The following is a 21,699-nucleotide window of genomic DNA, read 5'->3' as shown; positions in this document are numbered from 1 at the left end:
CCCCTCATAATTTCCCCAAAGCACAACCATGTTTGAATAGATTTTGAGCAAGCAGGGTTGCAGCCGCGAGCAAGTCTTCCCTCGTTATTGTGTAGCCAGAATGCCGCAAAACTTCCATCCCTAAGCGCACTGTTGAGAGTACATTTCGATTTTTGACAGTGTTAGCTTGGAAGTGCTTATCCCAACCTTGTTTCTGACCATGAACTCCAGCAAGCCAAAATGTCAGTTGAAGCATTAGGGCGATTAGCAGCATGATATCAAAGCGCTCTGAGCTGCTAGTTCGGCTATGACGGAGGCCTAAACCGTAGGCTGGGCTTTTCAAGTCTCGGAAGGTTTCTTCAATTTGCATACGCTTCGAGTAGAGCCTAACAAGTTGCTTTGGTGTTCGGATTTCAACGGGCAAGTTAGTCGCTAAAACCCATGGTTCTTTTGTCGAAGCGGAGTAGATTTTAGGTGACGGATGATGACAATTAGTCCGTGTCGAACGCTGATTTTTTCGGCCTTTAGGACGTGATTTATACAGTGCAATTTGACATGAAATTGGGTTGCTCTTAGTCAACCTCTTATAGCCTAAAGTCTTTGAGCGACTTGAGGATATGCTATGTAAGTTGCTGATAGGTTGCCAGTTTTCCGCACCTAAATCTGCATATTGCACTTTCCCTCTGACTCGACTTAACCAGTACCAACCTAGCTTTTCAACGGATTTATACCATGGCACTTTAAAGCCAGCATCACTGACAATGAGCGGTGTAGTGTTACTCGGTAGAATGCTTGCAAGGTCGGCTAGAAATTGGTCATGAGCCTTCTTTGAACATTGCTCTGAAAGCGGAAAGGCTTTCTCATAAAGAGTAATAGAACGACCATGTAGTGCCACCGAAGCCCGCAATACCATAAGCCGTTTTTGCTCACGAATATCAGACCAGTCAACAAGAACAATGGGCATCGAATTACCTGAACAGATAAAGCTGGCATGCCAACGGTATACAGCGAGTCGCTCTTTGTGCAAGTGACGATTACCTAACAATCTGTCGATTCGTTTGATGTTATGTTTTGTTCTGGCTTTCGTTGGCAGGTTACGACCAAGTTCGGTAAGAGTGAGCGTTTTACATTCAAGTAATGCGTGGCAAGCCAGCGTTAAACTGTTGAGTCGTTTTAAGTGCAATTCAGGGCAGAATTGGTAAAGAGAGTCGTGTAAAATATCGAGTTCGCACATCTTGTTGTCTGGTTATTGATTTTTCTCAGAACCATTTGATCACATGACAAGATGTGCATCTACCTTAAATTTATGATTTTTATCAAAATCATTAGGGGATTCCTCAGTGCTCAGCAGGTGACTGGTCAACAAGCGCTGTCTCAGTATTTAACCAAAGAGATCCGTCTTCATATATGTGGTTTGATGGTATCACGTCGACTACTTTCCGAGCACTCATTGAGATTCGATGAATCTTTGCATTTCAGCGAAGACTTGCTTTTTATCATTGATTACCTGTCATTCGCCCATGATTGTTATATTAGTGATGAAATTCTCTACTTCCATGTGATGCGTAGTGGTTCCGCAATCAATAGCCCACTAACACAAAAAGATACCACGCACATCGATGCGTTTGCTCAAATTTCCATCCAAGCGAAAAAGTCGGCAAGGGAGCAGGATGTTAACTTTTTCATTTCTACCTGTTACATCAACCTAATCAAGTTTTTGATTAAAAATAAGACTCAAGATAAGGATGTATTTGAAAAAATCATCTCAAATCAACAGTTTTTATTTGGTCAGCTCGATGCAAAGTTGAGTCGATATTCCGTCATCGTGATGGTTTTGCGGTTGTTATTTAAGCTGGATGGATTAACGCAGCATCGCATGTTACGTCGATTGAGTTATACGGGGTAGGCATGAAAGTTCTTAATATATCGGAAACCACACCGGGTGGAATCGAAACTTTTTTTGAGTCTCTGTCTCGCGCAGAGTCTGTGCAAAATGACTTTTTAGCGTTTAATTATCATCGTTCAATTTTGCCACTAAAGCCCAAAGGGTTTAGACCATTCAATGTACTCGTTTTACTTTGGACTTTACTGTTTAAGCTAGAGATCAAGCAGTATCAAGTCATTTTTTTACACAGTACTTTTGCTGGTTTTTTGCGCCCATTTTTATGGCCTTTCGCAAAGTGGCACAGGGTGTCAGTCGTTTTTTGTAGTCATGGCTGGTCGTTTAATGTCCACTACAGCTCAAAGTTCAAAAATACGCTCTATCGTTCGATCTATATTGGTGCCGAACGATTGCTGGCGCCTTTTTGTGACCAAATTTATTGTATTTCCCCTTCTGAATATCGCGAGGCACAAAAGATCGGTCTTAAAGAGAATAAGATCACTCTTGTTTGGAATGGTGTACAAGGTAGTGCGTTACCATTGACTAATACTGATAAAAATCAGCATAAAGGCGTAACTCGCATGTTGTTTGTTGGCCGCTTAGACATGTGTAAAGGGCTGCATCTGTTTATTGATTCACTCAAGAAATTGCCGAAGGTTGATCAACCTATCGAGCTCAGTGTTATCGGAGAACCGGTGCACAATGATTGTCCGGAATTGTATGAGTTATTGGACAGCTCTATCGACAATGTCACGATTAAACGACTTGGGTGGGTAAAAAACAGTGACCTAGACCAACACTTCCAACAAGCCGATTTTGTGGTGGTGCCTTCTTTGTGGGAAGGCTTTGGCCTGAGGAATCCCCTAATGATTTTGATAAAAATCATAAATTTAAGGTAGATGCACATCTTGTCATGTGATCAAATGGTTCTGAGAAAAATCAATAACCAGACAACAAGATGTGCGAACTCGATATTTTACACGACTCTCTTTACCAATTCTGCCCTGAATTGCACTTAAAACGACTCAACAGTTTAACGCTGGCTTGCCACGCATTACTTGAATGTAAAACGCTCACTCTTACCGAACTTGGTCGTAACCTGCCAACGAAAGCCAGAACAAAACATAACATCAAACGAATCGACAGATTGTTAGGTAATCGTCACTTGCACAAAGAGCGACTCGCTGTATACCGTTGGCATGCCAGCTTTATCTGTTCAGGTAATTCGATGCCCATTGTTCTTGTTGACTGGTCTGATATTCGTGAGCAAAAACGGCTTATGGTATTGCGGGCTTCGGTGGCACTACATGGTCGTTCTATTACTCTTTATGAGAAAGCCTTTCCGCTTTCAGAGCAATGTTCAAAGAAGGCTCATGACCAATTTCTAGCCGACCTTGCAAGCATTCTACCGAGTAACACTACACCGCTCATTGTCAGTGATGCTGGCTTTAAAGTGCCATGGTATAAATCCGTTGAAAAGCTAGGTTGGTACTGGTTAAGTCGAGTCAGAGGGAAAGTGCAATATGCAGATTTAGGTGCGGAAAACTGGCAACCTATCAGCAACTTACATAGCATATCCTCAAGTCGCTCAAAGACTTTAGGCTATAAGAGGTTGACTAAGAGCAACCCAATTTCATGTCAAATTGCACTGTATAAATCACGTCCTAAAGGCCGAAAAAATCAGCGTTCGACACGGACTAATTGTCATCATCCGTCACCTAAAATCTACTCCGCTTCGACAAAAGAACCATGGGTTTTAGCGACTAACTTGCCCGTTGAAATCCGAACACCAAAGCAACTTGTTAGGCTCTACTCGAAGCGTATGCAAATTGAAGAAACCTTCCGAGACTTGAAAAGCCCAGCCTACGGTTTAGGCCTCCGTCATAGCCGAACTAGCAGCTCAGAGCGCTTTGATATCATGCTGCTAATCGCCCTAATGCTTCAACTGACATTTTGGCTTGCTGGAGTTCATGGTCAGAAACAAGGTTGGGATAAGCACTTCCAAGCTAACACTGTCAAAAATCGAAATGTACTCTCAACAGTGCGCTTAGGGATGGAAGTTTTGCGGCATTCTGGCTACACAATAACGAGGGAAGACTTGCTCGCGGCTGCAACCCTGCTTGCTCAAAATCTATTCAAACATGGTTGTGCTTTGGGGAAATTATGAGGGGATCCCTCAGGGCTTTGGCTTGATCGTTGCTGAGTCTTTACGCAACGGTACGCCTGTGTTTGCTTCAAATGCTGGGTCACTCGCAGATATGCTTAACGATAAAACCGGCTGGGTTTTTAATCTAGAAAGTAAGACGGATTTGTCTCAAAGTATAGAAAAGGTATTGGTGAATAAAGCTTATCTTAATATTAGTCAGCAAGATTGTGTTGAGCACTTTGAGCATAACTTTCATGAAGATATTATGAATCAGCGCTACTTCCAGTCATTTTCGACACTCAGCTAGGAGCTCCCAGTGCAAAAAGCGGTATTTCTATTTTTTTGTTTGCTAATTCCGTTTGAGAACACTGCGCTTGCCTCTATTGGTGGCGTATTTACTGCACCACTTGGGATCACTATGATCCCGTTGCTCGCGTTGCAGATTGCTCTGTCTTATCGTTCTTTATCGGAGACGGAGTTCAACACGGTCAAATTACTGTTCGGTTTTTTTGTTTATTCCTTCTTACTGCTGACATTCTTTTATGGGGATTACAATAAAACCTTTCTATTTGACCGAGGACTGAGATTTCTACTTCTGCTCATTCCTCCTGTCGTCGTCTTCCTGACGGTGATTCGTCAAGATGAAAAAACGATATATCAGGGATTATTAGTCATCGCTGGTGTTGTTATCTTCGCATTTTTATTGAATTTGGCGGCGCGTGGCTTCATCAATAGTTCTTCATTTTTCCACCAAAACTATGCGCTGTCTCCACATCGAATGCGGGGCTTTACTTTTGAAGCAAGTACATTTGGCTTCCAGTTTTGTTTAGTGTTGTTAATGGTCGCGGCTATTTTCCGTATCAACCTCTTTGTGATTACGCCAATCATTGTGGCAAGTGTGCTATTAATCACTTCAAAGGGGACATTGATTTGTTTCTTGATGACCATTTTTATTACTTTTGTCACCTTTAGTCGTATCAATGCTTTCCATAAGTTGTTGGCCTCATTGATTTTGCTCTTTGGTATCACCGTGTTTGTTTCAACATTTTTGGGCGGTTCTATCGTCAATGACGTTGAACGTTATACCAGTGTCGCGACTCGCGGAACCGCGGTGATGACAGCAATCATCTCATTAATCTATAACCCAATTGGCAGTGGTTTCTTTGGCTATCTACCATCCATGTATGAATATGGTGTACATGCAGTGAGCTTTGTCGATGGTCTAGCGCCTGGGCTACTAAATTTTTCTGAATTCTCAAAATATTTAGTCGTGGGTGAAACCAAAAGTGTATCGACTAAGTCGTTCTTTTTTGATTGGGTCATATTTGGCGGGATTTTTTTCGTCTATGTTTATGTAAAATATGTTGGACGGCTGTTTAAGTTTTTCGTTAAACACCGCATGCAATATGATTTTGCTGTGCTGCTGTTTTTAGTGTTATCCAGTGCTTTTTTTATGACGATTGATGCAAGATATATTGCGCCATTTGCTTTAGCGTTTGTTTATGTTCGTTATCGAATCGTACAAAAAAGAGTGTTGCAGGATGATAAAGAACAAACCACACAAGGATTGTCTTATGTATGAGCGCGTCGGGATTTTAACTCTAATGGTTGGTTCATTGCTTTTGATAACGCTTTCTCTTATCAAAGGAGCGGATGATTGGCAAAATCAGACAATACGTAATTATCTTAGCGACATTAAAAAGTCGGCTGAGCAAGAAAACGGCATAGTAGGGACGTTAAATAGCTTAGTGGAACCTGTGTCCCAAGGCCCTTTTATCGACCATCAAGCCTTCGGTTTGTACTATTCATGGTTGGCTTTTACTTCGCAAGATAAGGCGTCGATAGAGACTTTTTCATTGAAGTCCGTGGAGCAGTTTCAATTGCAATTGGCACAGCGACCTCTCGATTCATCTGTGGTGATCGATAAAGCAAACCAAATGTGGAGAAATGGCGCAGAGTTTGATGCGGTCGTGGCTGAGTTCCATTATGCCCAAGAGGTAGGCCGCTATGAGCCTTTTACGGTGATGCAGTCTTTAAAATATTATTTGGCACATTGGCCAGAATTATCGTTAACAGATAAAAAACAGACAATTTCTTATTTGTTGGATCATAAAAGATATAAAATGAAACTTTGGCAATATGATTCAATATTGAAGCTGCCAGTTATAGGTGAGAGAGCCTGTAATATTTTGGCATTTAACAGCGTAAAGCCCTATTACTGCCGTATGAAAATTAAATAGTATCGATTCAAAGGTAGTTATATGGTTAGTTCGTTCTTATGCAATTAAAAAGGATATTTATGAAAAGGCTAAAAATAGCAAGCATGGCGCTTGCACTCTCTGTTGCATCTATGGCAAATGCTGAATTAATGACTCAAGATCAACTTGATAGCCTGTTTCAAGATGCCTCAACAAGCCCAGCAGCATTGGTGGAACAGTTTTCTCAGTATCCTGCTGCCGATAATTTGGTGCCATTTTTGAAGGAAACAGCAAAGCAGAGAAACGAAATTTTGCCACAAGTTATCACACATGCCTTTATCAAATATCCAGAACATATTGATTTAATCGTGCAAACCGCGCGTGAACTAGGATTATCAAACCAAGATATTACCATTGCGGCAATTGAGGCTGGGATTGACCCGACGATTATCGCACAGGCCACCGCGGCGGGTATTGAAGCTGTTGCTGAAACGCCAGTGCCAAATGCACCTACGAAAAAAAATCCGATTTCCGCCAATTAAGTGATTTCGTAAAAACAAAAAATGGCTGTTGGTAACAGCCATTTTTTGTGCTTAAACAAGTGGTCAATGTGGGTAACTCACTTGATTGTAAACGAGGTAGAGATTTCCACTCCCCCGTATTTACTTCGAAATGGCCTTGATAGATATCGAATGCTCATCAAGCGGTTTACCAAGCGATAGCTGCACCGAGGGCAAAGTTAGTTTCATCAGGGGCTTGGATAGGAGAGTTGAAATTAACTTCAGCAAATAACTTGGTGTACTCAAGCGGAACTAACGACACTCCAAGGTAGCTGTTATTTTGGGTGCCAGTTAATGCAGAGTTAGCGGAGTCTTGGTTAATAACCTCATGACCAGCATAACCAGTAAGGGCAACGGTGAATGCGATTTGACCGGCAATGGCAAAGGCGTTTTTATCTACTGAGCGCGATGGTTGTGAATCATTATTAAAATTCTGATGGTAGTAGGTAACCCCTAAATTGGTGTCACCCATTTCTAAACGAGCGGTGGTATGAAAATATAGAGCGTCAGTTTTGTTATTTGTCGCGTTAGTTTCCGTTGAACCAATACCACTGACTAATATCAGATCTGCGAGATTATATTGGCCAAAGAATTCCGTAAGGGTTCGTTTTTGTTCGCCAGACTCAAAACCGTATGTACCATTGAGGGTAAAGAGTTCGTTATCGTAAACGTACTTTATGGTATCGCCTTTAACACCAACTGAGTTGAGGTTGGATTGACCGCCAAATACTTCGGAGTAATCAGTTCCACCTAAGTCGTCAGATGATGTACTGTGTTTACCATAAGTCAGAGCGCCGATTGACTCCTCGTATAAACCGATAAAGTACTGTGAGATGAAGATTTGATCTTCATTTTTATCTTCATCAGCATCAAGATTGACTTGTGCTTCTGTTCCTCCCGCGACGGAAACGAGATCAGTGATTGCATAGCGGGCACGAACACCAATTTTAGAATCACCAAATGAGTACTCATTGTCTTTTCTATCGAGAAATAGAGCGCTCGCTTTTATATCGCCGTAAAAATCAAGATAAGCAATATCGTTATTGATCATCTCGTAACCGTGAGAAGTGGCGCTGATAAGAAGTATAGAGGACATCGAAACTATACGTTTATTCATGATTCTTCCGTTAATCAAAATCTGGCTGATAATCAACCTTAAAGCAAACGGAAAATATATTATAAATAGAGATTTAATTGTGTCCCAAATTTGAGAGTTAGCGTAATTATTTGGCGAATATTTTGACTTAATGACGCGGAGAATTGAGACTCTTTGGTCGTGAAATAAATATTATCAGCAAGGACGTAAGAATGATAAATAGACTTGAACGTGGTTGTTTTGCAAGTCTAGTCGCGCTACTTATATGGCTGCCAATGCCATTGGGATCAAATCGAATTTGGGCATGGACCATTGGGGAAGTATGGATAGCGAGTACTACTTTCGTTTTAGCTTGGGTGCTCTATAAGAGCCGAGAGATGGCGAAAGATCGTCAACCTCTCTCAATTCGCCAATTGAAGCCTTTTCGTTGGCTTATCATCCCTGTCGCAGCCTTTCAAATATGGGTGTTTTGCCAAATTATGCCACTACCAATATTTATCCTTGAATGGATATCGCCTGCATCAGCAAGTGCCTATCAGGATGTTGGTGCCGAATGGGGCTACATTTCACTGGATCCCGCTGCAACCTATATATCTTTGATTAAAGGGATCGCTTATCTATTTTTTATCTGCTGTTGTGCCATGTTAATTAATAGTAAAAAGCGACTAAAAACCGTCATGCTTGCAATAGTGATTAGTGGCACGCTGCAAGCTTTGTATGGTGCGATTAATGTTTTACTTGGGGTTGAATCGTCTTGGGTTTTCAGTTTGCCAGAAACAGACATTGCGACGGGGTCGTTTGTTTATAAGAATCACCTGGCTAACTATTTATTGCTCTGCCTCAGTATGGGGATAGGATTAATTGTTATTGATCTGAGTAGTTCCCAAGAGCGCCTGTCATCGTGGCAAGAGTGGGTTAATGCGCTGCTTCAGTTGTTAGTTTCAAAGAAGATGTTGATTCGATTTGCTTTGATCATCATGGTTATCGCTTTGGTTATGACTCGATCGAGAATGGGCAATAGTGCCTTTTTTGCCGCCACTTTTGTCACTGGTGTTATTGCATTGTGTTTTTATAAACAAAGACCGCCTAAGCTGACTTGGTTGCTAATTAGCTTATTTGTTATCGATATTATCGTATTGGGCTCTTTTTTCGGATTAGAGAAAGTGCAGCAAAGAATTGCGGAATCTCATTTAGGCAGCGATACCAGACCTCTCGTGGTTGAATGGAGCATACCGATGATGAAGGACTTTCTGTTGACGGGAAGTGGTTTAGGGAGCTTTTATATTGTTTTTCCAAGCTACACTCAACAAGCGATTGGTTATTATGATCATGCTCATAATGAATATATTCAATTCATTGCTGAGGCAGGGTTACCAGCGACGTTATTTTTATCAATATCATTGATTTGGGCGTTGGGTTTAGCTATCTGGGTGATTAGTCATCGACAAAGTCGCACATGTAAAGGTGCGGCCTTGGGAGGGCTTATCGCTCTGGTCGCAATGTTACTGCACATTACTGTTGATTTTAATTTGCAGGCACCAGCTAATACGGTCACCTTTTTGGCAATATTGGTGATTATCGGAGCGAGCTATTCTATTGCGACGCCTTTGAAGAGGGTAAGAGGGGATGTTTAAGCGTTTTTTAGTGGTATGTAGCGGGAATATTTGCCGCTCTCCTTTAGCGGAAGTATTGCTTAAGCAGTATTTACCACTTGTTGAAGTGCGTTCTGCTGGAACGGCAACAAAGCAGAGTGAACTAGAGGGATTTCCAGCAGACAGTACGATGGTAAGTGTCGCCAATGATATTGGTATTGTGATTGATGAACACAAGGCTCATCAATTGACGAAAGAAGATTGTCTCTGGAGCGATATTATTTTGGTGATGGAGCCCTGAGGAATCCCCTAATGATTTTGATAAAAATCATAAATTTAAGGTAGATGCACATCTTGTCATGTGATCAAATGGTTCTGAGAAAAATCAATAACCAGACAACAAGATGTGCGAACTCGATATTTTACACGACTCTCTTTACCAATTCTGCCCTGAATTGCACTTAAAACGACTCAACAGTTTAACGCTGGCTTGCCACGCATTACTTGAATGTAAAACGCTCACTCTTACCGAACTTGGTCGTAACCTGCCAACGAAAGCCAGAACAAAACATAACATCAAACGAATCGACAGATTGTTAGGTAATCGTCACTTGCACAAAGAGCGACTCGCTGTATACCGTTGGCATGCCAGCTTTATCTGTTCAGGTAATTCGATGCCCATTGTTCTTGTTGACTGGTCTGATATTCGTGAGCAAAAACGGCTTATGGTATTGCGGGCTTCGGTGGCACTACATGGTCGTTCTATTACTCTTTATGAGAAAGCCTTTCCGCTTTCAGAGCAATGTTCAAAGAAGGCTCATGACCAATTTCTAGCCGACCTTGCAAGCATTCTACCGAGTAACACTACACCGCTCATTGTCAGTGATGCTGGCTTTAAAGTGCCATGGTATAAATCCGTTGAAAAGCTAGGTTGGTACTGGTTAAGTCGAGTCAGAGGGAAAGTGCAATATGCAGATTTAGGTGCGGAAAACTGGCAACCTATCAGCAACTTACATAGCATATCCTCAAGTCGCTCAAAGACTTTAGGCTATAAGAGGTTGACTAAGAGCAACCCAATTTCATGTCAAATTGCACTGTATAAATCACGTCCTAAAGGCCGAAAAAATCAGCGTTCGACACGGACTAATTGTCATCATCCGTCACCTAAAATCTACTCCGCTTCGACAAAAGAACCATGGGTTTTAGCGACTAACTTGCCCGTTGAAATCCGAACACCAAAGCAACTTGTTAGGCTCTACTCGAAGCGTATGCAAATTGAAGAAACCTTCCGAGACTTGAAAAGCCCAGCCTACGGTTTAGGCCTCCGTCATAGCCGAACTAGCAGCTCAGAGCGCTTTGATATCATGCTGCTAATCGCCCTAATGCTTCAACTGACATTTTGGCTTGCTGGAGTTCATGGTCAGAAACAAGGTTGGGATAAGCACTTCCAAGCTAACACTGTCAAAAATCGAAATGTACTCTCAACAGTGCGCTTAGGGATGGAAGTTTTGCGGCATTCTGGCTACACAATAACGAGGGAAGACTTGCTCGCGGCTGCAACCCTGCTTGCTCAAAATCTATTCAAACATGGTTGTGCTTTGGGGAAATTATGAGGGGATCCCTCAGGATGGAGCCTGAACATATTGTCAGTGTCGCGAAAGTTTCAACTCAGGCTCGTGGTAAAACATTTTTGCTTGGTCAGTGGGGAGAGGGCAGTATTGCTGACCCGTTTTTAAAATCTCTGGACTGTTACCAAGCTTCAGCTACCCAGATTCGTTCGGCTTGTCAGTCTTGGAGTAAAAAACTTTAACGGATCTATTTTGCTGTATCAGAGTTGAATCGAGCGTTTTTGAGTTGCGAATTTCATTTGATACATATTGCTGTCGGCCGTTTTAAGTAATTCACTAAAGTTGCTACCTTGGGCTGGGTAGCTAGCCAGACCCAAGCTGGCGCTCAGTTGAACCGAGGTTTCTAGGGATAGCGTAATTTTTTCGTCGAAGCAGCTTAGAATCGCCTCCAATGTTTGTTCCATTTCTTCTTGTCTTTGTTGCGGCAGTAATAATGCAAATTCATCGCCGCCCATACGATATGCACGACAATGGCATTCTACATTCTCGAACCGTTTAGCCAGTGTTTGCAGGGCAATGTCGCCTGCATGGTGACCATATCGGTCGTTGATTTGTTTGAAACCATTGAGGTCAAGCAAACAGACAGTAAAGTGGGTTTTGCTTTCTATTTTACGATTGACGTCTTCTGTCATCGCAAGGCGATTCTTAATTTTTGTTAATGCATCTGTTAAAGCTAAGTGTTTGTTGTAATTGGACTCTAAATGCAAAATATAGCCAACCAACAGAGCACAAATGAAAAGTAATGACATCAGAAACCATTGCGTTTGATTAAGCAGTCTTGCTTGAACCATTTGCTGCTGATATATCGGGCTTTTGATGCGGAAGTTGACATTTACATAAGTGATCATGTCTTGATAGATTGAGTCTAGCTGGTTGGTCAGCACCATCGCCTGTCGTTTGGATGTTAGTCTCCAAAGCTCTGGCTCCAAGCTAATATATCGTTGGAATAGAGCGGAAAAAAATTCTCGAGCACCTGTCAGTTGCATGAAACTGTCGGCTTCTTTGGCGTTAAGCAAGAGGTCAAATCGACTCCATGTAAGCTCGTAACTTAGCTCTGCTTTTTGTCGATATTGATCGTTCTCTAACGCAAAAGGGGTGACAGATACTAGCGCTGAAAACTCTTTACTTAATTGGAACAAAAACCAAGTCGCTTGGTTTTGTTGCTCCGAATAGGACCGTGCTAACTGTCGTGTTTCAGAAAAAACATACAAATTAGCGAGAATGAGTAAAGCAGAGAGGGCTAACAACATACCTTTCAAGCGAGCTTGTAGGGTTGAAAAACCTTTTGTTTTGTTTTTATTAGTCATTACTATTGCTATAAAGTACGATTTCATCAATTTGCCACACCATTTGTGAATGGTAAGTAGCGTTATCGATTTCAGGATATTTATCGAGATTGTAAATCATCCAAAATGGGCCTTTGTGCCTTATTTTCATCGGTTCGTTGTTCATAGATAAGGCAATAATAGGTTGATAATTATTAATGTCTTCGATGGTGCTGGTCGCTCGATAATCATTGAGGGCTGAGAAGGTCACGGCAAAGGTGTTTTTATCACCATAACGTTCTATTAATTCGATGACAGGAATACCAGTAAACTGCCGAGCGTCTTCAAACCAAGGTAAGTGTGTTTCAAACGTTTCCGTTTCAAAATTGCTTAACAGCGTTTCAGTATCTGTGTAGATAACCGATTGATCCGGAAGTTGAATTTTAAGGGGTGAGCCAAAAACTACTGCTGAAAAAAGAATTGGCATCAAGGTAATCAGGACGCGCATATCGATTCCTTGGGCATTTTTATAATGTAAGTAAAATTATATGTATGAATGTACCAAAATGAAACTGATTTATTAATAAATATGACATTAATTGGCGTGTAATTACTGTCATTGGACGTTTAAACGGTTGAATCATTGCTCATTGTTTGTCGATTATCAGCGGCTGTTTCGACCATAGTGTAACTTCATCTGACGGTTTAAAAGTAATTGAGAGCGATGGTTGATTATTGCTCACTTTTCAATGTCATACGATTCTAGCAGCTGTTATTATCAAATGTTATGTTTTATCAACTCAAGGAATGAGTGACATGCGAACCTTTGCGATTTTATCTGATATCCATAGCAATGTTTATGCATTGAGTGCGGTTGTCGAACATGCCAAGCGCCTTGGGATTCATCAATTTATCAATCTAGGTGATATTCTCTACGGGCCGATAGCACCTCAACAAACCTTCCAGTATTTGCAATCACTGAATGCGATCACTATATGTGGCAACCAAGATCGGCAAATATTTCAAGCGACTCAGGACGATATTGACGCTAATACAACTATGCAGTTTATCTGGCAGCAATTAAGTCAAGAGGCGATGCTGTGGATGCAAGCGTTGCCGTTCGATTATCAGATTAGTGACGATATCTATGCCTGCCATGGTACGCCAAGCGATGATTTGGAGTACTTACTGGAAGATGCCCGCCATGGGCATGCGCAATTGCGTGATGATCAATCTATTCTCGATCGTTTAGATGGACAAACCTCTCCTATCATTTTATGTGGTCATACCCATACGCCTCGTTGTGTCACCCTATCAACAGGACAAATTGTGATTAACCCTGGGAGTGTTGGTATGCCTGCTTATACCGATGATGAACCGTTTCTTCACTCGATGGAAAGCTATAGTCCACATGCCCGTTATGCAACATTAACACTGAATGTAGAGCAGCAGTGGGATGTGGCGTTCCATTGTGTGGACTACGATGTGGCTTCTGCTGTTGAGCAAGCGTTGTGCCGAGAGAGAAATGATTGGGCGCAGTTTTTAACCACAGGACGAGGGTTGTCTTCCTAAGTAATGTCTTTTCAAATAAGGTAAAAGAATGAAAACAATTGGTTTAATCGGTGGAATGAGCTGGGAGTCGACAACCAGTTATTACAAAGCAATCAATGAAGGTGTAAAAGCGCAGCTTGGTGGTTTGCATTCCGCAAAAATCTGTCTTTATAGTGTCGATTTTCATCAAATTGAGCAACTGCAGCATCAAGGCCGTTGGGACGATACAGCAGAAATTTTAAGTCAAGCAGCTCAATCGGTACAGGCGGGTGGCGCGGATTTTGTGCTGATTTGTACCAATACGATGCACAAAGTTGCATCTGTAATTGAACAAGCGATTTCGATTCCAATTTTACATATTGCTGATGCGACGGCGATGCAACTGGTTAATGATGGCGTGACCAAAGTCGGCTTGTTAGGTACGCGTTTTACGATGGAACAAGATTTTTACAAACAGCGCCTAACCGAGCAATTTGGTATTGAGGTGGTGATTCCTGATGAGCCACAGCGCAATCTTGTTCATGATGTTATCTATAACGAATTGTGCCAAGGTATCGTGTCAGACAAATCGCGACAAGAATACCTTCAGATCATTGCAAGCCTTGCCGAACAAGGAGCGCAAGCGGTGATTTTGGGGTGTACGGAAATCGCGTTGTTGGTGGAACAGAACCACACCTCCGTGCCTCTGTATGATACAACGCAGATCCATGCAGAAGCCGCGGTTCGGCATGCGTTGCAAGAGGCCTAAATGAGCCTCGTGAGACAAATTCAGTACGGTCGTCAGTTTGCGTGTAAAGTATAAACATTAAGGAAGAGGAGAGAAGATGGAACTTGATATCTATATTGTCGATGCGTTTAGTGATGAACAGTTTAAAGGGAATTCAGCGGCTGTAGTACCAGTTAATGAATGGCTAAGCGATGAATTAATGCAAAATATCGCCGCAGAAAACAACCTTTCGGAAACCGCGTTTATTAAACAAGAGTCGCTTAATCAATATATTATTCGCTGGTTTTCTCCTCTCACCGAAGTGGATTTTTGTGGTCATGCGACGTTAGCGGCCTCCTATGTACTGTTCAATGTATTTGAGAGCCAAGGCGAGCTCGAATTTCTCACCAATAAGGTCGGCTCTCTGTTCGTCAATTGCAAAGATGATGGCCGGATTGAGATGAGTTTTCCAAATCAGTCACCGACTGAAGTAGAGGAGATCCCTGAAAGCCTGCGAAACGGTTTATCTATTATGCCAAGTTGTGTGTTAAAAAACCGTCAAGCCTACTTTGCGGTGTTTGATGATGAGCAAGACGTCTATCAAGTTCGCTACGATTCTGCGCAATTGGAGCGACTAGCTCCACTCGATGTGGTCGTGACCGCCGCTGCACAAGAGTATGACTTTGTGTCACGTTATTTTTGGCCTGCTAATGGCGGGGATGAAGATCCGGTAACAGGTTCTATTCATTCTGGGCTTGCGCCGTACTGGGGTGAGCGATTGGAAAAACAAGAGCTGTTCGCTCACCAAGCGTCAGCGCGAGGGGGGAATTTGTATTGCCGTCTTTTAAGCGACAGAGTGCTTATTTCCGGTTTCGCCATGATTTACCTCAAGGGCACGATCTACGTGTAGTTAGTTGCTAATTTTTAGTCAGAAGTTAGTTAGCCAACTTTTGCTGTAAGTGCTCAATGGCAAAATCAATAAAAGCCCGTACTCTGGCCGGCATATATTGGGTTTGCGGATATTGCATTGCGATCGCGCCATGGTAATTACTCTTTAGTGTCCAGTCGCCAAGTACTTCGATTACCTCTCCAGTAGTGAGTGCTTCGGCGATCACGAAATCGTGGAAAATACCAATACCTAAGCCACTTTTAACGCCATTTAAGCGCATTTGAGAGTGGTTTACTGCATATCGACCTCGCACTGAGATGGAGTGGTATTCATCATCTTTGAAAAAGTCCCAGATATGGTCACGCTCAGTTTCAGCAAGATATAAGCATTGATGCTCAATAAGCTGCGTAGGGTGATCTGGCATGCCGTATTGTTGAATATATTCAGGGCTGGCGCATAAACGCAGATGCGTCTGGCCAATCTCTTTAAGTACGAGATTCTCATCAGGCTTGTCAGTCAGTTTAAAAGCAATATCGATACGATCACGCAGCAGATCAAACTGGCCATCCGCCACGCGCAAGCGAAGTTCAATCTCTGGATATTTTGCTAAAAACGGCAGCACCAGAGGCTGTAATACTGAGTTTAGAAACGCTTCTGGTGCAGCAACAGTAATCGAGCCACTTGCTTCCGTGTGATCGCTGGTGGATAGTTCAATGGCTTGTTGCGCGGCATTCACCATCAACAATGCTTGGTCATACACTTTTTGCCCGGCTGGAGTGATGATTAATGATCGAGTCGTTCGTTCAAACAACTTTACTGACAGTGCTTTTTCTAAACGTGTGATCAATTTACTTAGAGCGGAAGGCGTTACGTCTAAAATCTTGGCGGCGGCAGTAAAACTGCCTTCGTTCACAATAAGAATGAATGAAGCGAGGTCAGGTAGTAACGCGATAAGGCGATTGTTGATCATAATTAGTCACATAGTAATATATTTATAAATAAGGATTTTTTGCGATTTATATCTCGGTTTAGAACCAATACAAAGACTAAGGTATCTCCAACGACAACAGACGAGGAGACCACGATGCTCTATGCCGATATGATGCTCGACCTTTGGTCGACACTCGAAAATATCCTGTTATTTATTGCTGCAATCATGGTGCTTGCAGGTATTCAACTCGGAACACACAGCGCTTAGTTAAGCTGATTTGTGCCTCAGATTCAATAATGTTTTTCCACTTAGTGGGATAATGCAATTTCTTCTCCTAGATTACACTTAACAAATGTAGGTTGATTGAGCGTTCACGCCTTAATCAACCTAGCGCCTGGCCAATGTACAATTCATTAATGAAAGCCGAAATGGGCGCTATTTATAAAGATAATGATAAGGAATTGAAGATGTCCTCTGCATTTTACCAACAGATCCAACAACAAATTGAAGATGTAAAAGGTGAAGGCCTTTACAAATCTGAGCGTGTAATTACTTCTCAGCAGCAAGCGCAAGTCAAAATCTCTACTGGCCAAGAAGTTTTAAACTTTTGTGCGAACAACTATCTAGGCCTTGCTAACCATCCTGCACTTATCGAAGCGGGTAAAGCTGGTATGGATGAGCACGGCTTTGGTATGGCATCAGTTCGCTTTATCTGTGGCACTCAAGACATCCATAAAGAGCTTGAGCAGAAGCTATCTCATTTCCTAGGCAAAGAAGACACCATCCTTTACACCTCATGTTTTGACGCTAACACAGGTCTATTTGAAACTATTTTAGGTGCAGAAGATGCCATCATTTCTGACGCATTGAACCACGCTTCAATCATTGATGGTGTGCGACTATGTAAAGCAATGCGTTACCGCTACTCAAACAACAACATGCAAGAGCTTGAGCAGCAATTGATTGCCGCAAAAGAAGCGGGTGCGCGTCATACTCTTATTGTTACTGATGGTGTGTTCTCAATGGATGGTGTGGTTGCCAACCTTCCTGCTATCTGTGATCTTGCCGATAAGTACGATGCTTTGGTGATGGTTGATGATTCTCACGCGGTGGGTTTCATGGGTGAAACAGGTGCTGGTACACCGGATTACCATAATGTGGTTGATCGTATCGATATCATCACCGGCACATTGGGTAAAGCACTCGGCGGCGCATCAGGTGGTTACACGTCTGGTAAGAAAGAAGTGATTGACTGGCTTCGTCAACGTTCACGTCCTTACCTGTTCTCAAACTCAGTCGCACCAGCAATCGTAAACGCATCACTACGTGTGCTTGAACTGCTGCAAGAAAGCGGCGATCTACGTACACACCTATGGGAAAACGCCGCGCATTTCCGTGCTCGTATGGAAACCGCTGGCTTTACCATGGGCGGCGCTGATCACGCAATTATTCCAATCATGTTGGGCGATGCAAAAGTTGCAGCAGAATTTGCAGAGCGCTGTTTAGAGAAAGGCATCTACGTTGTTGGCTTCTCATTCCCAGTGGTACCAAAAGGCCAAGCGCGTATCCGTACACAAATGTCAGCAGCACATTCACGTGAACAGCTAGATCGTGCGATCGATACCTTTATCCAAGTTGGTCAAGATATGGGCATCATCTAAGCCCGCTTTTGTTTTTTATGGTGACGGCACATATAGTGCCGTCACGACTAAGAACGAGCTATGTTGTCATTAAGAATAGATTTTTTTGCTACGCACAGAGCGGAGCAATATTGGGTGAATAGAATGAAAATTAAAGCATTAGCAAAGCTAAAGCCTGAAGAAGGCATTTGGATGACAGAAGTGGACAAACCTGAACTTGGCCATAATGATCTGTTAATCCGCATCAAGAAAACCGCCATTTGTGGTACTGACGTTCACATTTATAAGTGGGATGAATGGTCGCAAAAAACCATCCCAGTACCGATGGTTGTTGGCCATGAGTATGTAGGTGAAGTAGTTGGAATTGGTCAAGAAGTCCGTGGTTTTGAACTTGGCGACCGCGTTTCTGGTGAAGGCCATATCACTTGTGGTCATTGTCGTAACTGTCGTGGCGGCCGCACTCATCTATGTCGCAACACGATTGGTGTGGGCGTAAACCGCACTGGTTGTTTCTCTGAATACCTGGTGATCCCAGCTTTTAATGCTTTCAAAATCCCTGCGGATATTTCAGATGATTTAGCGTCAATTTTTGACCCGTTTGGTAACGCAGTGCATACCGCGCTTTCATTTGATCTTGTGGGTGAAGATGTCCTGATCACAGGCGCTGGCCCTATCGGCATCATGGCGGCAGCGGTGGCTAAACACGTTGGTGCTCGTCACGTTGTGATCACCGATGTGAACGAATACCGTTTAGACCTTGCTCGTAAAATGGGCGTGACCCGCGCAGTTAACGTGGCGAATGAAAGGCTTGAAACGGTGATGGAAGAGCTGGGCATGAAAGAAGGCTTCGATGTTGGTCTTGAAATGTCAGGCAACCCAATGGCGTTTAACTCAATGTTGAGCACGATGAACCACGGTGGCCGTATTGCTTTATTAGGTATTCCACCATCAGACATGGGTATCGATTGGACACAAGTGATCTTTAAAGGCCTTGTGATCAAAGGTATCTACGGTCGCGAGATGTTCGAAACTTGGTACAAGATGGCTTCGCTAATCCAATCTGGCCTAGATCTGACCCCAATTATCACTCACCACTACAAGGTTGATGACTTCCAAGAAGGCTTCGACGTCATGTGTAGCGGGATGTCTGGTAAAGTTATCCTAGATTGGGAATAACGAAAACCAAGGGATAATACTGGGGTGTAGCGCGTTCTAAGTTACACCTTATGAAGGCGTTAAGAGAGTGTGTGACTCCATTTAATGTCGATAATCCTAGCAAGCCCCAAGAATTTCTTGGGGCTTTTTTTCAACGTATGGTTATAAATTGAAAAGGGCACTTTATGAATCATTGCCATGTTGATTGCGTGTACCTTTCTCTGTGGTAAAGGTTTCGCTTTACCGCCATGAGGCTCAGTTACCTTGCAAACAGAGCTGTCTAGAACTATGAGAACACAACGCCGCGACGTTCAAGTTCTGTCACGATGGCGGCGCTCAATCCCTCACAGCTATTAATTTCGGCCAGTTGTATTTCGAGCAGTTTATGGCCATCAATGACTTTCTCAAGTTGCAGTAATTCAAGGCATTTGAGGTTAGTGAGTTTTTCGATCCCCTCAAATGACTCTAAATCGAACTCATCACCAGTTCCGTCCCAGTTAGGCATTATCATAAAGTGAGTATCACAGCATTCACCAGATAAATAATCGACTCTAGCTAATTGTTTATCGCTAATTTCGATAGCAAGAATTCGCTCTCGAACTTCAGGAATACAAGCAAACCACGCATATTTTTTGTTGTCCCCATAGATAAGGTCCTGAAAGCCCATTGCGTGTATGTTATCTAATTGGGATTTGATCATTTCATCTTCCAGATACAACCAACCTAAAACCAGTAATTTTAAATTGTCGTTCATAAATTAGCCTTTTTACCGAGGAGAATAATGTTTAGTTTATTAAATAGCTTTAAATATGAATAATATGGACATCAACAGTATAAAGCTCGCTAAGCTGTACATGGCACTGGAGAATGAACCTCCACCTCCATAGCTAAAAGCGAGGAGCTTAGTTGTGGAGCATTGATAGTGTTTAGCGATTCGTCGATATGCAAAGAAATACCAGGTTGATATTAAAGGCCATACAATCAAAAAGAGAACTCTACCTTCAGCCTTTGATGCAACAGCCGTTAATAGAAATGGAGTGACAAGGATAAATAGATAGATCAATGCTAATCGTTTCAGTTTTTTCCCCGTCTCTTTATCTTTGCTGTTATACATTTTAGTTATCGTCGAAAATAAACCAGAATTTCATTAAAGGAAATGTACACTGAAATATCAATTATAACTATGAAAAACAAGGAGGTTTACCTGAGTTCGACGGTCAGGTTCGGCTTTGACAAAATCTGAACCGCTGGAAAGTGATGTTAGCCAAGCCAGCGTGTTGCGAATAGGCGAAAATAGTGAGACGTTAGGTGCTTAAATGGATGGTTAGCAAGGGATGGAACGTGGAGATGTCGGTGCAAAAAGAACGGATATTAATTCAACTCTTTGAAAGAGAATCGAAGACACAGCAGTTAGTCGCTCTGGTGGATGTTTGTCTCGACAGTTTGAATGAGCCTGAGTTTCTCCTCTGGCGAAGTGGGAAGCGTGACTTACTTATTTCTGATGTCGCTGACAGTCATTGGATCAAAACGTGTACCGGAGGGTACATTACCGAAGTTGTCTTTCATGCTGATGGAACATTGGATGAATATCGATTATTTGATCGCTTCAAAACGGAAGGGAAGTGGTGTTTAGAAAACGGCATCCTCGATATTGAGATTTTAAAAGGGGATAATCGCTATTGTTTTAGCGTGGTCGGTAATGCCGATATCAATATCCACTCGGCCGTAGAGCATAAAAACCACGAATTGCACTCCTATCTAAAACTTAGCCAAATAAAGTAAAAAAGCTAGCTACAGAGTGCTAGCCTTTTTAGGTTTGATTGCGCTACTTTGAAGCGAGTGTGATGAATTTACTCGTAGTCAGATGCGTAAGTTTCTTCGTAAGTGTGCGAGTAAAGCTCGAATAAGTTACCAAACGGGTCTTCTAGGTAGACCATTTGCGCAGGTTTAGAATCATCTTCTGGGTGGTAACGCATAATGTCCATACGTACTTTGCCGCCAAACTCTTCAGTTCGAGCAATCACACCGGCAAAGTCATCTGTTTGTAGACAGAAATGGAAAATCCCGATGCGAGAAAAATCAACGTCGTGACGTTCTTGGCGTTCTTTCATTTCGAATAGTTCAACGCCAATGCCATCATTGGTTAGTAGGTGGGCAATATTGAAGCCTTTAAAACCTTCGCCGAACACAGCAATGCACATGCGTCCAATGGCGGTTTCACGCTCTTCTTCAACTTTAGTGTTGTTCATGACAACCTTAAGACCCAGCGCTTTGGTGTAGAACTCAACCGCTTTGTCCATATCACCCACCATGATACCAATGTGATTCATCTTCATAACTTGCTCCAACTTAATTCTAGTGTTGATTATTTAAGTGAACTGCATCTGCAATGCGTTTCGATGTGGAGAAGTATAGGTTGATAGGTGTTGTGTGAAAAATTATCATAATTTATAAAAATAATAATTTTTTGTTATTGCCTTG

General features: G+C 42.4%; 24 protein-coding genes. 17 read left to right on the top strand and 7 right to left on the bottom strand.

Going from position 1 to position 21,699, the window contains the following annotated elements; all coding sequences use genetic code 11:
• Positions 1-4: 4 nt before the first annotated feature.
• Positions 5-1,213, bottom strand: coding sequence for an IS4 family transposase (locus RJD38_RS20715; RefSeq protein WP_032073033.1), 1,209 nt, complete (start codon positions 1,211-1,213; stop codon positions 5-7).
• A gap of 51 nt (positions 1,214-1,264) precedes the next feature.
• Here RJD38_RS20715 and RJD38_RS20710 point away from each other — a divergent pair, with 51 nt between their 5' ends.
• Genes RJD38_RS20710 through RJD38_RS20680 form a run of 7 tightly spaced genes read left to right on the top strand, consistent with a single transcriptional unit; the run spans position 1,265 to position 6,747 of the window.
• Positions 1,265-1,885: a hypothetical protein gene (locus RJD38_RS20710; protein ID WP_367971521.1), complete on the top strand. Its 621-nt coding sequence runs from the start codon at positions 1,265-1,267 to the stop codon at positions 1,883-1,885.
• A 2-nt stretch (positions 1,886-1,887) separates the two neighbouring features.
• Positions 1,888-2,760 (top strand): glycosyltransferase, encoded by an 873-nt coding sequence (locus tag RJD38_RS20705; RefSeq protein ID WP_367971520.1) that lies wholly within the window; start codon positions 1,888-1,890, stop codon positions 2,758-2,760.
• A 59-nt stretch (positions 2,761-2,819) separates the two neighbouring features.
• Positions 2,820-4,028 (top strand): IS4 family transposase, encoded by a 1,209-nt coding sequence (locus tag RJD38_RS20700; RefSeq protein WP_032073033.1) that lies wholly within the window; start codon positions 2,820-2,822, stop codon positions 4,026-4,028.
• Positions 4,009-4,314, top strand: coding sequence for a glycosyltransferase (locus RJD38_RS20695; RefSeq protein ID WP_367971519.1), 306 nt, complete (start codon positions 4,009-4,011; stop codon positions 4,312-4,314). Before RJD38_RS20700 ends, RJD38_RS20695 begins: the two co-directional genes overlap by 20 nt.
• Before the next feature lie 9 nt (positions 4,315-4,323).
• Complete coding sequence (locus RJD38_RS20690) at positions 4,324-5,589, top strand: hypothetical protein (protein WP_367971518.1); 1,266 nt, start codon at positions 4,324-4,326, stop codon at positions 5,587-5,589.
• Positions 5,582-6,247, top strand: a complete 666-nt coding sequence (locus RJD38_RS20685; RefSeq protein ID WP_367971517.1) for a hypothetical protein — start codon at positions 5,582-5,584, stop codon at positions 6,245-6,247. Before RJD38_RS20690 ends, RJD38_RS20685 begins: the two co-directional genes overlap by 8 nt.
• Before the next feature lie 59 nt (positions 6,248-6,306).
• Positions 6,307-6,747: a hypothetical protein gene (locus RJD38_RS20680; RefSeq protein WP_367971516.1), complete on the top strand. Its 441-nt coding sequence runs from the start codon at positions 6,307-6,309 to the stop codon at positions 6,745-6,747.
• Positions 6,748-6,913: 166 nt separating this feature from the next.
• On the opposite strand, the gene RJD38_RS20675 is transcribed toward RJD38_RS20680, so the two are convergent.
• A complete protein-coding gene (locus tag RJD38_RS20675) occupies positions 6,914-7,882 on the bottom strand; it encodes a porin (protein ID WP_367971515.1) in 969 nt (322 codons plus the stop codon).
• A 191-nt stretch (positions 7,883-8,073) separates the two neighbouring features.
• Here RJD38_RS20675 and RJD38_RS20670 point away from each other — a divergent pair, with 191 nt between their 5' ends.
• The 4 genes from RJD38_RS20670 (at position 8,074) to RJD38_RS20655 (ending at position 11,263) form a co-directional block, all read left to right on the top strand.
• Entirely contained in the window at positions 8,074-9,495 is a 1,422-nt protein-coding gene (locus RJD38_RS20670; RefSeq protein ID WP_367971514.1) for an O-antigen ligase family protein, read from the top strand.
• Positions 9,488-9,754, top strand: a complete 267-nt coding sequence (locus tag RJD38_RS20665) for a hypothetical protein (RefSeq protein WP_367971513.1) — start codon at positions 9,488-9,490, stop codon at positions 9,752-9,754. The genes RJD38_RS20670 and RJD38_RS20665 overlap by 8 nt, the downstream gene beginning before the upstream one ends.
• A 103-nt stretch (positions 9,755-9,857) precedes the next feature.
• Positions 9,858-11,066 (top strand): IS4 family transposase, encoded by a 1,209-nt coding sequence (locus tag RJD38_RS20660; protein WP_032073033.1) that lies wholly within the window; start codon positions 9,858-9,860, stop codon positions 11,064-11,066.
• Between the two features lie 14 nt (positions 11,067-11,080).
• On the top strand, positions 11,081-11,263 hold the full coding sequence (locus RJD38_RS20655; RefSeq protein ID WP_367971512.1) for a hypothetical protein: 183 nt from the start codon (positions 11,081-11,083) through the stop codon (positions 11,261-11,263).
• A gap of 18 nt (positions 11,264-11,281) precedes the next feature.
• Here the strand turns inward: RJD38_RS20655 and RJD38_RS20650 are convergent, their stop codons facing one another.
• Positions 11,282-12,388, bottom strand: a complete 1,107-nt coding sequence (locus tag RJD38_RS20650; RefSeq protein ID WP_367971511.1) for a GGDEF domain-containing protein — start codon at positions 12,386-12,388, stop codon at positions 11,282-11,284.
• The gene (locus RJD38_RS20645) at positions 12,381-12,854 is read right to left on the bottom strand and encodes a hypothetical protein (RefSeq protein ID WP_367971510.1); all 474 of its coding nucleotides are present in this window, start codon (positions 12,852-12,854) and stop codon (positions 12,381-12,383) included. Before RJD38_RS20645 ends, RJD38_RS20650 begins: the two co-directional genes overlap by 8 nt.
• A gap of 308 nt (positions 12,855-13,162) precedes the next feature.
• Between RJD38_RS20645 and RJD38_RS20640 the strand changes: the two genes are divergently transcribed.
• The 3 genes from RJD38_RS20640 to RJD38_RS20630 all read left to right on the top strand — a co-directional run bounded on the left by RJD38_RS20640 (position 13,163) and on the right by RJD38_RS20630 (position 15,513).
• On the top strand, positions 13,163-13,918 hold the full coding sequence (locus RJD38_RS20640) for a metallophosphoesterase family protein (RefSeq protein WP_367971509.1): 756 nt from the start codon (positions 13,163-13,165) through the stop codon (positions 13,916-13,918).
• 28 nt (positions 13,919-13,946) lie between these two features.
• Positions 13,947-14,645, top strand: a complete 699-nt coding sequence (locus tag RJD38_RS20635) for an aspartate/glutamate racemase family protein (protein WP_367971508.1) — start codon at positions 13,947-13,949, stop codon at positions 14,643-14,645.
• A 76-nt stretch (positions 14,646-14,721) separates the two neighbouring features.
• A complete protein-coding gene (locus tag RJD38_RS20630) occupies positions 14,722-15,513 on the top strand; it encodes a PhzF family phenazine biosynthesis protein (protein ID WP_367971507.1) in 792 nt (263 codons plus the stop codon).
• Between the two features lie 25 nt (positions 15,514-15,538).
• Here RJD38_RS20630 and RJD38_RS20625 read toward each other — a convergent pair whose 3' ends face one another.
• Positions 15,539-16,462 carry a LysR family transcriptional regulator gene (locus RJD38_RS20625; RefSeq protein ID WP_367971506.1) on the bottom strand — a complete coding sequence of 308 codons (924 nt, stop codon included), beginning with the start codon at positions 16,460-16,462 and terminating at the stop codon, positions 15,539-15,541.
• A 428-nt stretch (positions 16,463-16,890) separates the two neighbouring features.
• Here RJD38_RS20625 and RJD38_RS20620 point away from each other — a divergent pair, with 428 nt between their 5' ends.
• Positions 16,891-18,084 carry a glycine C-acetyltransferase gene (locus tag RJD38_RS20620; protein ID WP_367971505.1) on the top strand — a complete coding sequence of 398 codons (1,194 nt, stop codon included), beginning with the start codon at positions 16,891-16,893 and terminating at the stop codon, positions 18,082-18,084.
• Positions 18,085-18,207: 123 nt separating this feature from the next.
• Positions 18,208-19,239 (top strand): L-threonine 3-dehydrogenase, encoded by a 1,032-nt coding sequence (gene tdh, locus RJD38_RS20615; protein WP_367971504.1) that lies wholly within the window; start codon positions 18,208-18,210, stop codon positions 19,237-19,239.
• A 265-nt stretch (positions 19,240-19,504) separates the two neighbouring features.
• Here the strand turns inward: tdh and RJD38_RS20610 are convergent, their stop codons facing one another.
• Positions 19,505-19,972, bottom strand: a complete 468-nt coding sequence (locus RJD38_RS20610; RefSeq protein ID WP_367971503.1) for a DUF6892 domain-containing protein — start codon at positions 19,970-19,972, stop codon at positions 19,505-19,507.
• Between the two features lie 593 nt (positions 19,973-20,565).
• Between RJD38_RS20610 and RJD38_RS20605 the strand changes: the two genes are divergently transcribed.
• Positions 20,566-21,000 (top strand): hypothetical protein, encoded by a 435-nt coding sequence (locus tag RJD38_RS20605; RefSeq protein WP_367971502.1) that lies wholly within the window; start codon positions 20,566-20,568, stop codon positions 20,998-21,000.
• Positions 21,001-21,068: 68 nt separating this feature from the next.
• Here RJD38_RS20605 and RJD38_RS20600 read toward each other — a convergent pair whose 3' ends face one another.
• On the bottom strand, positions 21,069-21,554 hold the full coding sequence (locus tag RJD38_RS20600; RefSeq protein WP_367971501.1) for a VOC family protein: 486 nt from the start codon (positions 21,552-21,554) through the stop codon (positions 21,069-21,071).
• Between the last annotated feature and the right edge of the window lie 145 nt (positions 21,555-21,699).

The sequence above is a fragment of the Vibrio scophthalmi genome, assembly GCF_040869025.1.
Lineage (GTDB): Bacteria > Pseudomonadota > Gammaproteobacteria > Enterobacterales > Vibrionaceae > Vibrio > Vibrio scophthalmi.
Note: the sequence above shows the minus strand (reverse complement) of the source record. Positions and strands in the feature narration are given on the sequence as shown.